General features: G+C 61.0%; 6 protein-coding genes. 3 read left to right on the forward strand and 3 right to left on the reverse strand.

What is annotated here, in order from left to right:
- Positions 1 to 346: 346 nt before the first annotated feature.
- The gene (hrpA, locus tag ACZRN6_RS02225; protein WP_464007110.1) at positions 347 to 4,258 is read right to left on the reverse strand and encodes an ATP-dependent RNA helicase HrpA; all 3,912 of its coding nucleotides are present in this window, start codon (positions 4,256 to 4,258) and stop codon (positions 347 to 349) included.
- 289 nt (positions 4,259 to 4,547) lie between these two features.
- Here hrpA and ACZRN6_RS02230 point away from each other — a divergent pair, with 289 nt between their 5' ends.
- On the forward strand, positions 4,548 to 6,428 hold the full coding sequence (locus ACZRN6_RS02230; RefSeq protein WP_464007111.1) for an NAD(P)/FAD-dependent oxidoreductase: 1,881 nt from the start codon (positions 4,548 to 4,550) through the stop codon (positions 6,426 to 6,428).
- A gap of 16 nt (positions 6,429 to 6,444) precedes the next feature.
- Here ACZRN6_RS02230 and aceK read toward each other — a convergent pair whose 3' ends face one another.
- Positions 6,445 to 8,166: a bifunctional isocitrate dehydrogenase kinase/phosphatase gene (gene aceK, locus ACZRN6_RS02235; protein ID WP_322143821.1), complete on the reverse strand. Its 1,722-nt coding sequence runs from the start codon at positions 8,164 to 8,166 to the stop codon at positions 6,445 to 6,447.
- Between the two features lie 425 nt (positions 8,167 to 8,591).
- Here aceK and ACZRN6_RS02240 point away from each other — a divergent pair, with 425 nt between their 5' ends.
- Both ACZRN6_RS02240 and ACZRN6_RS02245 read left to right on the forward strand, forming a co-directional pair.
- Positions 8,592 to 10,202 carry a methyl-accepting chemotaxis protein gene (locus ACZRN6_RS02240; RefSeq protein ID WP_464007166.1) on the forward strand — a complete coding sequence of 537 codons (1,611 nt, stop codon included), beginning with the start codon at positions 8,592 to 8,594 and terminating at the stop codon, positions 10,200 to 10,202.
- A 72-nt stretch (positions 10,203 to 10,274) separates the two neighbouring features.
- Entirely contained in the window at positions 10,275 to 11,171 is an 897-nt protein-coding gene (locus tag ACZRN6_RS02245) for a DMT family transporter (RefSeq protein WP_322143819.1), read from the forward strand.
- A gap of 111 nt (positions 11,172 to 11,282) precedes the next feature.
- On the opposite strand, the gene ACZRN6_RS02250 is transcribed toward ACZRN6_RS02245, so the two are convergent.
- Positions 11,283 to 12,146 carry a DMT family transporter gene (locus ACZRN6_RS02250; RefSeq protein ID WP_322143818.1) on the reverse strand — a complete coding sequence of 288 codons (864 nt, stop codon included), beginning with the start codon at positions 12,144 to 12,146 and terminating at the stop codon, positions 11,283 to 11,285.
- Positions 12,147 to 12,468: the final 322 nt, after the last annotated feature.

The raw sequence follows: 12,468 nt of genomic DNA on the forward strand, positions 1-12,468 counted from the left end.
CTAAATCTGTTCAGGCAGAAGGTATTGGTACCGTCGTACCAAACCGTAAGTAGTTTTATGCCGCCCAGCGGCTTTCAAACTGGAAACGCTTTATTCCATCGCGCCACGGCTGCACCAGCCCAACTCGACGATCCCGGCATTTATAACCGCGAAGTTTGCCACAACATCGACAACTTGGCGCCCTGTCCCGGACAAACACCTTTACCCCTGTGGCGAGCGAGCTTGCTCGCGTTGGGTCGCGAAGCGGCGCCGATAAAGTTATCGGGGTGTTTCAGAGACCTTATGGGGCTGCTTCGCAGCCCAGCGCGAGCAAGCTCGCTCACCACAGTCGCTTGCCGCACGTCGGTCACGCTTCGACCAGGCTCCATTGTTTGCTCAGACGCTTGTCGGAAATCGGCACCCTGGTGCCCAACTGCTGGGCAAACAGCGACACCCGGTATTCCTCCAGCCACCAGCGATACAGCTCTAGCTGGGGGTCGCGCTTGCCTTCCTGGGCATGCTTGTTCAGCCGGTTCTGATATTGGCTCCACAGGCCGCCGAGCTCCGTACTCCAGACCCGATCCTTTTGCACCTGGCTCGGCAGTTTCTCCAGGCGCAACTCGATGGCCTTGAGGAACCGCGGCAGTTCCTTGAACCATTGTGCCGGGGTTTCCCGCACAAAACCGGGGTACACCAGGTTGCCCAGTTGCTGCTTGATGTCATTGAGAGCCACGGCCTGGGCCAGGTCAATCTTGCCCTTGAAGCGTTTTTGCAGGCCATGCCACAGTTTCAGGATGTCGAGGGTCAGGCGCGCCTGGCGCTCGGCATGCTCGGTCCAACTTGCGCGCTTGCGCTCGGCCAGCGCGGCCAGGCCAGCACCGTCCCGTGGCAGGCTGGCCTCGCCTTCCAGCACGCAACTGTCGAGGCTGGCCAACAGAATGTCTTCCACCAGGGCTTCGATACGCCCCAGCTCGCGGTACATCAGCCCCAACTCGGTCAGGCCGGGCAACTTGCCCCGCAGGAATTTTGCCGGTTCGGCCAATTGCTGCAGCAGCAGGCGTTGCAAGGCCCGACGATGCTGGAACTCGGCCTCGGCGGCGGTGGAGAAACGCCCCTCCTTCACCGTGCCGTTTTCTTCCACCAATGCCGGATATACCGTCATCGACAGCCCGGCGATGTTTTGTTGGGTTTTCTTGGCCACCGCCGCAAACACCTTGGCCTCTACCGGCTGCTGGCTTTTCGCGGTCTGCGGCACCGCCAATGCGGCCTGACTGGCCTCGGCGAAGCGTGCGGTCAACTCGGCCAGGTCGCGGCCCTCGCCAAGAAACTTGCCCTGGCCGTCGACCACTTCAAGGTTCATCTTCAGGTGGTTTTCCACCTGTTGGGCGGCTTCGGCCCAGGCTTCATCGCTGACCCGCGCGCCGGTCATGCGCAATAACTCGCGCCCCAACGCCTGGGGCAACGAGCCCTGGCCAAATTCGATGCGTTGCAACGCCGCCTTGACGAAATCGGGCACCGGCACAAAGTTCTTGCGCAGCGCCTTGGGCAAATTGCGCACCAGGGCAATGCACTTGGCTTCGATCACACCCGGCACCAGCCATTCCAGGCGCTCGGGCGGCAAGGCCGGCAACAGCGGCGCCGGCACACGCAAGGTCACGCCGTCCCGGGGATGGTTGGGTTCGAAGTGATAACTCAACGCCAGCGCCAGGTCGCCCAGGTGCAACGTGTCTGGATAATGGGCAGCGGTGACTTCACTGGCCTCGCGGGCCAGCACGTCTTCTTCGCGCATGATCAGCAGTTGCGGGTCTTTCTGGCTGTTGACCTTGTACCAACTGTCGAAAGTCGCGGTCTGGTGAATCTCGGCCGGCAGGCGCGCATCGTAGAAGGCGTACAACGTTTCTTCGTCCGCCAGGATGTCGCGCCGGCGGGCCTTGGCTTCCAGTTCGTCGAGCTGTTCCAGCAGTTGCTGGTTGGCAGTCAGGCACCGGGCCCGGGACTGAATCTCGCCGCGCACCAGGCCTTCGCGAATAAACAGCTCGCGGGACGTCACCGGGTCAATCGGCCCGTAATGCACCGGCCGGCGACCGACGATGATCAACCCGAACAGGGTGATCTGCTCAAACGCCACCACTTGGCCGCGCTTCTTCTCCCAATGGGGTTCGAAGTGGTTTTTCTTGATCAGGTGCCCAGCCAACGGCTCGATCCAGTCGGCGTCGATCTTGGCCACCATCCGCGCATACAGCTTGGTGGTTTCCACCAGTTCGGCGGTCATCAGCCATTGCGGGCGCTTCTTGCCGATGCCCGAGGAGGGGTGAATCCAGAAGCGTCGCTGACGCGCGCCCAGGTAATCGCCGTCCTCGGTTTTCTGGCCGATCTGGCTCAACAAGCCGGACAGCACCGCCTTATGCAGTTTCGGGAAATCTGCAGGTTCCTTGTTGACGGTCAACTGCATGTCGCGGCAAATCAGGCTCAACTGGCGGTGGGAATCACGCCATTCCCGCAGGCGCAGGTAATTCAGGAAATTCTTGCGGCACCAGTTGCGCAGCGGGCTGGCGGTCAACTCCTGGCGCTGTTCTTCAAAGCCGCGCCACAGGTTCACCAACCCGGCGAAGTCCGAATCCGGATCTTTCCATTGGGCGTGAGCCTGGTCGGCGGCTTGCTGGCGTTCCGGCGGGCGTTCGCGCGGGTCCTGGATCGACATCGCGCTGGCAACGATCAGCACTTCCTGCAGGCTGCCCAGCTTGGCGGCTTCCAGCAACATGCGGCCCATGCGCGGGTCTACCGGCAAACGCGCCAGTTGGCGGCCCATCGGCGTCAGTTGGCTGTTGCGGTCGACGGCCGACAATTCTTGCAACAGGTTGAAACCGTCACTGATGGCCTTGCCATCCGGCGGCTCGATAAACGGGAAGTCGGTGATCTCGCCCAGGCGCAGGTGCAGCATCTGCAGGATCACGGCCGCAAGGTTGGTGCGCAGAATCTCGGGGTCGGTAAATTCCGGACGCCCGATAAAGTCTTCTTCGCTGAACAGGCGCACGCAAATACCCGGCTCAACCCGCCCGCACCGGCCTTTACGCTGGTTGGCACTGGCCTGGGAAATCGCCTCGATCGGCAAGCGCTGGACCTTGGCGCGGTAGCTGTAGCGGCTGATGCGCGCGGTGCCACTGTCGATCACATACCGAATGCCCGGCACGGTCAGCGAGGTTTCTGCGACGTTGGTCGCCAGCACCACACGGCGGCCCGGGTGAGACTGGAAAATCCGCTGCTGCTCGGCCGGCGACAGGCGCGCATACAACGGCAGAATCTCGGTGTGCTTGAGCTGGGCCTTGCGCAGCATGTCGGCGGCGTCGCGAATCTCGCGCTCGCCGGGCAGGAACACCAGCACATCGCCCGGGCTCTTGCGCTCGCTGCGTTCAAAGGCGGCAATTTCATCAAGGGTGGCGAGAATCGCCTGGTCGACGGTCAGGTCGTCCTCGACACGGTTGCCCTCCTCGTCCTGCTCCAGGGTCAGCGGGCGGTACCAGGTTTCTACCGGGAAGGTGCGGCCCGACACCTCGACAATCGGCGCATCGTCGAAATGCTTGGAAAAACGCTCCAGGTCGATGGTGGCCGAGGTGATGATGACTTTGAGGTCCGGGCGACGCGGCAGCAGGGTTTTCAGGTAGCCCAGCAGGAAGTCGATGTTCAGGCTGCGTTCGTGGGCTTCGTCGACGATGATCGTGTCGTAGCGTTCGAGGTAGCGGTCGTTCTGGGTTTCGGCCAGCAGGATGCCGTCGGTCATCAGCTTGATCAGAGTGTTGGAATCACTCTGGTCCTCAAACCGCACTTGATAGCCCACCAGCGACCCCAGCGGCGTCGCCAACTCTTCGGCGACCCGGCTCGCCACACTGCGCGCCGCAATCCGCCGCGGCTGGGTGTGGCCGATCAAACCATATTGGCCGCGGCCGATTTCCAGGCAGATTTTCGGCAACTGGGTGGTTTTACCCGAGCCGGTCTCGCCGGCAATGATCAGCACCTGATGCTTGAGCAGCGCGGCCTTGATCTCATCGCGCTTGGCGGCGATCGGCAGGCTGTCGTCGTAGCGAATCACCGGCAGGCTGGCACGCCGCGCCGTCACCTGGGCGCAGGAGGCCTGCATCCGCGTCACCCACTGCGCAAGTTTTTCCTCATCGGGTTTCTTGCGCAACTCAAGCAGTTGCCGACGCAAGCGGTGGCGGTCGGCGAGCATGGCGTGATCGAGGTTTTTCAGCAGTTGGTCGATAGCGGGCGCTTGGTCAGTCATCAGGTACGCAAAGGTCTTCTAAGTGAGGCAGGTGGGCCTGCGGTGACGTGATCGGCAAAATTCAGCGGGCGATTGTCGCAGATTTCGGGCCGCCAGGACGAGTCTGTTGCCTTCTGAACCTTCCTACATCGCTAGGAAACATATCCCAGCACTCACTCAGACCAATCCTTACAGCTAGTCCCGAAGGAATCGCTCTAATGGGGCGTTGAGCCTCGCAACCCTGCGATAGCCGACGCCAAGGATGAGTTCTTTACGCCTGCGGATGAGGCCTTTAAAAAGGATTGTCCTGATGCTACTCGGAAAAACCCTGCATGACCCACAGCCCCAAGCGGCCAATTCAACACAACCGACACCCTCGGCGGCGGGTGCCCAGGGCATTGCTCATTCGGACAAAGCGCTTGACCCGCACCGGCTGCGCGACCTGACATTGGTCGGCGTAGGCAGCAGCGTGGCCTACCTGGCCAATGAATTGACCCGCCGGTTTGCCGCAGACGGCCCAGCATTACCGTTGCGGGGCAAAGTCAGCATTATCGGCCAGGAAGACCCGTGGTCGGCCAATGTTCGCGGCCAGGGCTACATCAACCATCAGCATGAAATCATCGATCAGTGGGGCCCGAAGGCGCCTGCCTACAACCCCGCCTACGCAGACCGGGGCGAGTTCGCAGCGAGCAACCAGGCCCAGCTGGAACGCGCGAAAGCGCTGGGGGCAGAACATCTGCCGGCGCAGATAACCTCCATCAGCCAGCTGAAAAACGGTACTTATCACATTCAACTGGAAAACGGCCAAGCCATAGAAAGCCGCCAGGTAGTACTGGGGATGGGCGCTGGGCCGCACACCCGCTTATGGAACACCGACGGCGTGCAGACCCAGGCAGAACAACGCCTGGGCAATATCCGCCCGCATCAGCAGGAGGCTTTGCAGGGCAAGGTATTGGACTTGGACGAGTTCATGCGAGCGACCGACAGTAGCCCTGAACAGTTCGCGGGCAAGCGCGTGGTGGTGCATGGCCCCAATGCGGGGATCGATGCGGTGGAGCGCGCGGGAGAACTGGGCGCCCACGTCAACTGGATGATCCGCAGCACCAAGCCGGTGCTGCTGGACGGCCATCAACTGAAATTTGCCCCCGAGGTGGCCAGGAACAATCTGGTTTCGGTGGATGAACTCGACATCTACCCAAACACCGCCCCGCAAGGCTCGGCCCTGCGCCTGAACTACAGCGCACCTGGCGATGACCCGCTGGCGCCTCGCAAAACCCTCGACGCCGATTACTACGTGTATGCCCTTGGGCAGGACATCCACAAGCCGGGAAGTGCCGGTGCCATCCTAGGGGACTTGTTGGGCAAGCTGGAGCCTGTCTACGACTACGATCAGGTCTATAGCGACCAACCCTACAAAACGGTAGTGGGCCTGCAAAGCCGTGGCAGCGACAGCAGCCAGGGGTTAGTGGTGGTTGGTGCAGCGGTAGCACAACTGGCCGCCAACGTTCAGCACAGCTATCTGGACCACGCGGCCGAGCGTATTTTCCAGCACTTGGAAAAGCTCCCCGGCTCCCAGGGCGAGACGCTTTCACGCTTGATGCTGGACGGGGCAAGCAGGCAAGACATTCAGACACACTTGCACGCCTGGGCGGCAACCACGCCCTCTGCTCCGGCGGTACAGGTACTGCACAATCAAGTGTCGGATTACCTGGCGGCTCGCGACTACTTCCAGCAGCAAGCCGCAAAAAAAGGCACGCGCGGCGTCGTCGGTGAAGTGGAAAACCAAACGCTCAACCAGGTGGCTTCGGTGGTCGTGTCGCCGCAGTTGGGCACCGTGAAGGCTTCAACCGCTGCCCTCTCGGGGCTGATGCCGGCGTACGTGGCCAATGGTGAAAACAACTTCACCATGGACGATCGCACCATGTTGCGCGCGGGCATCGCGGACCGCTACCCGAACATCGATAATGCCAGGGCCAGCCAGTTCATCGAGGACGTGATGGACCTGCGCCACCTGGGCAGCCAGGCCTTTATCAACAAGGCAAACGCCGAAGGGGCAAGCCAGGCGCCTGTGCAAACGCCCGTGGTGGGCGTACCGGCGCCCGTCAGGGAAGGCTATGAGGCGCAGTTGGAAGCCTTGAATAATGGCGCCGACAACGAACCATTAAGCCGTCAGTGGGAACGCGCACAGTAACGCTGCGGGCACGGCCCTACTCGTTATCCAGCCCCTTGCGCCGGTAAGGAAACACATCAATCACCTTGCCGGCGCGTATCGCCTCTTGCAGGCTTTTCCAGTAGTCGGCGTTGTACAACTCGCCATGCAGTTCGTCGAACAGCCGACGCTGCCCGGCGTCAGCAAACAGGAACGGCGGAAACTCCTCCGGGAACACATCCAGCGGGCCGATGGAGTACCAGGGTTCAGAGGCCATTTCATCCTCCGGAGTGCGCGGCGCCGGTATATGGCGAAAATTGGCCTCGGTCAGGTAGCAGATTTCGTCATAGTCGTAGAACACCACGCGACCGTGACGGGTGACGCCAAAATTCTTCAGCAACATGTCGCCGGGGAAAATATTCGCCGCCGCCAGTTGCTTGATCGCCAGGCCGTAGTCCTCCAGCGCTTCGCGCACCTGGGCTTCATTGGCGTTTTCCAGGTAGAGGTTGAGCGGGGTCATGCGCCGCTCGGTCCAGCAGTGGCGAATCAGCACCGTATCGCCCTCTACCTCGACGGTACCGGCGGCGACGTCCAGCAACTCGGCCAGGCACTCGGGCTCGAACTTACTCAGCGGAAACCGGAAGTCGGCAAACTCCTGGGTGTCGGCCATGCGCCCGACACGGTCGACACTCTTTACCAACCGGTACTTCTCGATCACGGTGGCGCGGTTGACGTTTTTCGACGGCGAAAACCGGTCCTTGATGATCTTGAACACGGTGTTGAAGCCCGGCAGGGTAAACACACTCATGACCATCCCGCGCACGCCCGGGGCCATGATGAATTGGTCATCGGTGGACGCGAGGTGGTTGATCAGCGCCCGGTAGAATTCGGACTTGCCGTGCTTGTAGAAGCCGATGGAGGTGTACAACTCGGCGATGTGCTTGCCCGGCAGAATGCGCTTGAGGAAGCCGATAAACTCGGCCGGCACCGGCACGTCCACCATGAAATAGGAGCGGGTGAACGAGAAGATGATCGATACGTCGGCCTCGTCCGTGATCAGCGCGTCGATCTGGATACCGCGCCCTTCGCGGTGCAACAGCGGTATCACCAGCGGCCATTGCTCGTCGCGGGTGTAGATGCGTCCTACAAGGTAGGCGCCTTTGTTGCGGTACAGCACCGAGGAAAACAGTTCGACGTTGAGGCCCGGGTCTTTGCAGACCCAGTCCGGAAGGTTCTCGCGCAACTGCGCTTCCAGGCGGCGCAGGTCGGCCGGCAAGTCGGCGTAGGGTTCGCTGAAGCTGTAATCGGCAAAAACCTGCTCCAGCATGCCTGCCAGCTTGCCGCCCGGCTTGTAGGTGCGGGTTTGCGCAGCCCGGGCACGGCGCAGGCTGGGCCGGGTGGTGTGAATGAACATGCAGCCGTCGCTGATCAGGTCATGGCTGAACAGGCCGCAAAACGTCGAGTTGTACCAGGTCTCGGAGAGCTCATCGTCAAACCGCAGGTCGATCAGGCTGATGTAGGCGCTTTTCACCCGCGGCCAGGCTGCAATGTCGAGCAATACAGCCTCATCGAAGGCCGCCCGCAGCCGTGCCGTGACTTCACTGACCTTGTCTTCATACAGGTTGATGCGCGCCGCCGAAGCCGCCTGCCCTTGCTGCCACTGGGCCTTTTCGAAACGCTCCCGGGCGCCATCGGTGATCTGGCGGAAGTGCTCGCGGTAGTCGTCAAAGCCGTCGAGGATCATCTGCGCAATGTCGAGGGCTGGCGTGTGCTGCGGCATGGGGAAACCTCTGCGGGCATTTGGGGTGAGTTGAGCTTAACCAGTGTGCGGGAACTGGAGAAGGGTGATTTTCCGGGCCCTCTTGTACGGGTTCGTTCATTTTGTACATTTATTTACTGTTTATTTAATTCGACCAACCGGTCAATAAAAACATCCGCGCGTCAGCTTGCCTCCGTTAAACGTTTCACCTGCAGGCCTTACGCAGCGTGCCCTGCCCGTGTGCGCCACGATCAATAAGAGTTTTTGCTCTACGGCGCCGGGCTTTGAGGGCCACCCGAGCATTGGATCCAGCGTAAGGGAAACCCTGATTACCTAAGTAGTAGCACTTTGCTATATAGCGCGCCCTCTCCCACCTTACAAGGTCAGAAGACCGGCCCGGGAACAGGTTCTAATCGCCAAGGAGCATTGAGATGTCATTGAGGAATATGGGGATCGGCCTGCGCGCCAGTCTGAGTTTTGCGGTGCTTGCCGGTTTACTGGTACTGGTGGGTCTGTTTGGCCTGGGGCAAATGGCCAAGCTGCGAGAAAGCGCCACCATCATTGAAGATTCCTGGATGCCAAGCATTGAGACGGTCCACGACAGTGCGGCCTACATCGCCAGCATCCGCCTGGAAGCCTTGCGCCTGTTGACCACCGATGAGTCGAGGGTACGTGACACGAGCAAAAGCCTGATCACCAAGGAACAGGCCGACCTTCAGGAAAGCTTCAAGCAATACGAAACACTGGTGGTCAACGAACAAGACGCCGCGATGCTCAAGCAGTTGAAAAGTGCGGTTTCGGCGTACATGACCATCATGGGCCAGATGATTGCGCTGGTGGACCAGGACCAACAGCAACAAGCCATGGACCTGCTCAACAGCCGCCTCGCGCCCCAGGGCCTGGTGCTCAACAAAAGCCTGGAAGACCTGATCACCTTCAACCAAAAAGGTGTCCAGGACGCTGCAGAGTCGGCGGCGCAGATGTATTACAGCGCCCAATGGGTTGTCGGTGTGATCATCATTACCGCCCTGCTGGCCACGTTGCTGCTGGCCTGGCTACTGACCCGCAGCATCACCACGCCGATTGGCCAGGCACTGGCGGTGGCCCGTACCATCGCGTCCGGCGACCTGAGCCAACCGATCGTCGTCGAAGGCAAGGATGAACCGGCGCAACTGCTTACCGCCTTGGCCACCATGCAGGCCAACCTGCAGGAAACCATCCGTGGCATCAGCGAATCGTCGCAGCAGTTGGCATCGGCGGCCGAGGAGATGAGCTCGGTGATGGAACAGAGCACCCGCGGCCTGCAAGCGCAGAACGACGAGATCGAACAAGCGGCCACCGCCGTGACGCAGATGAGCGCGGCGGTAGATGAAGTGGCGGGCAATGCGGTGTCCAGCGCCGAAGCGTCCAAGGCCTCCGACGAAGACAGCAAGCACGGCCACTACCAGATCAGCGAAACCATCAGCTCGATCCAGAACCTGGTGGACGAAGTGCTCGGCGCCTCGACCAAGGCTGAAGGCCTGGCGGCTCAGGCCCAGGACATCAGCAAGGTGCTGGAAGTGATTCGCGGGATTGCCGGGCAAACCAACCTGCTGGCGCTCAACGCGGCGATTGAGGCAGCCCGCGCGGGCGAGGCCGGTCGCGGCTTTGCCGTGGTGGCGGACGAAGTGCGCTCCCTGGCACAACGCACCCAGGATTCCACCGAAGAAATCGAGCAGATGATCAACGCAATCCAGCAAGGCACCCAAGACACCGTGGGCGCACTGAACAGCAGCGCCGAACACGCCGGCCAGACCTTGCAGCGGGCCAACAGCGCGGGCAGTGCCCTGGAGAAAATCACCGCGGCCATCTCGCAGATCAGCCAGCGCAACCTGGTGATCGCCAGCGCCGCCGAGCAGCAGGCGTTGGTGGCCCGTGAGGTGGACCGCAGCCTGGTGAACATTCGGGATCTGTCGACACAAACCGCCGCCGGTGCCACCCAGACCTCGGCAGCCAGCCAGGAGCTGTCGCGCCTGGCAGTGGACCTCAATGGGCTGGTGACGCGTTTCGTGCTGTAAAACAGGTATTGGCGATTGTGTCAGGCAGGTCAGTGGGCAACACTTGCGCCCTTATCGAGTAGGAGTTTTTCCGTGAAACCTGTCGACACCCTGCACCTGTTGGTGCTGGCCGCAATCTGGGGCGCGAGTTTTCTGTTCATGCGGATTATCGCGCCGGAAATCGGCACTCTTCCTACGGCATTTTTCAGGGTGTCGATTGCCGCCACCGGCCTGCTGGTGATCCTCGCCATGATGCGGGTGAGTTGGGACTTCCAAGGCAAGTTCAAGACGGTTTTGTTGCTGGGCGTCATTAACTCCGGCATTCCCGCGACCATGTATTCAGTGGCAGCCCAAGTACTGCCGGCCGGTTACTCGGCGATCTTCAATGCCACCACGCCGCTGATGGGCGTGCTGATTGGCGGGCTGTTTTTCAGTGAGCGCCTGACACCGTCGAAAATTGCCGGGGTGTGCCTGGGGCTGTTTGGGGTTGGCGTGCTGACTCGCGCGGGGCCGGTAGCCTTTGATATGGAACTGCTGATGGGCGCGCTGGCGTGCCTGTTGGCGACCACCTGTTATGGCTTTGCCGGCTTTTTGGCACGGCGCTGGCTGGATCAACGGGGCGGCCTCGACAGTCGCCTCGCAGCCTTGGGCAGCATGCTTGGGGCCACGCTGTTTTTGCTGCCGTTGTTTGCCTGGAATGCCATCAGCCATCCACCCCTCAGTTGGGGCGGCTGGCAGGTGTGGCTGTCGCTGCTGGGGTTGGGGTTGGGGTGTACGGCGTTCGCCTACATCTTGTACTTCCGATTGCTGACGTCCATCGGCCCGGTAAAATCGATGACCGTGACCTTCATGATTCCGCCGTTCGGGGTGTTGTGGGGCGCATTGCTACTGGATGAGCCGCTGTCCATGGCGCATCTGTATGGCGGGCTGTTGATTGCGGGGGCGTTGTGGCTGGTGCTTCGGCCGGGGAAATTGGCCAAGGCCCTGTAGGAGCGGAGCCAGCTTTCTCGCGATGAACGTCAACGATAACGCGCGATGTCTGAATGAACGCGGTGCCTTGACGTTTTTCGCGAGCAAGCTTGCTCCTACAGGGGAGTAGGGTTATCGGCTCTTACGGAACACAAAAGCCAATCCGACAATGATCAAGCCCATCCCCAGCAAACTCAGGGTTGCCAGCTTGTTGCCGAAGATCAGGTAGTCCATCACCGCCGTCACCGCCGGCACCAGGTAAAACAGGCTGGTGACATTCACCAGGTTGCCCCGGGCAATCAACCGGTACAGCAACAACGTGGCCAGCAGCGACACCACTAACCCCATCCACAGCACCGGCACGAAGAAGCCGGCGCTGTGTTCAAAGTGGAACGGCTGGAACGGCACAAACACCGAGCACAACAGCAACCCGGCCAGGTACTGCACCGGCAGCGTGCCCAACGGGTTATCGGTGATGCGTTTCTGCATGATCGAGCCGCAGGTCATGCTGGCCAGCGCCAACAGGCCAAAGAGCATGCCGGCCAGGGACATGCCGGACATACCAATGCCCTGATACACCACCATGATCAACCCCGCCAACCCCAACGCCAGGCCGAACATCCGGCTCCAGGAGCGCTGACGCTCCATCAACACCACGGTGAGGATCGGTTGCACGCCCATGATGGTTGCCATCATGCCTGGCGTCACTTTGAGGTCCAGGGCCAACAGATAGAAAATCTGATAAGCCCCCAGCAGCACCAGCCCGGTGGCCGCCGCATAAAGCAGCGGTTTGCCGGGGCGTGGCAATTTCAGCTTGAGGATCGGTACCAGCACCACCAACCCCGCCAGGGCGATGGCAAACCGAATCAGCAGAAAGGCAAAGGGTGACGCGTGGGCCAGGCCCCATTTGGAGAAAATCGCCCCGCTGCTCCACAGCAGCACAAACAGGCTCGTCGAGGCCGCCGCGGCCACGGATTGTTTCGAAATAACAGACATGGATACCACCTGTGTTCAGGCAAAAAGCCAACTCAGCAACAGCTGAAATTCAGTAGGTTTTATTCAGGCGGGCACAGGCGAACAGCAATCAGCTGATCAGCCCGAAATGCCAACACCCGGCGGTGATACGACTGCGTACACCGGCGTGCTACTGACAGGTGGGGGGTAGTGACTGATCTGCACAGGCTGCTGGTTCCCGCACGGCTCGAGCGCAGCGTTGACCGCTGAATCGACTACCGCTATGCGCAGGGAAGCTGGCATGTGCTGATCTTTTTTGAGGGGGTGGACAGGTGTCGGGAAACACCCGTGGCCGACTATAACC

It is taken from the genome of Pseudomonas sp. A125 (genome assembly GCF_055409485.1).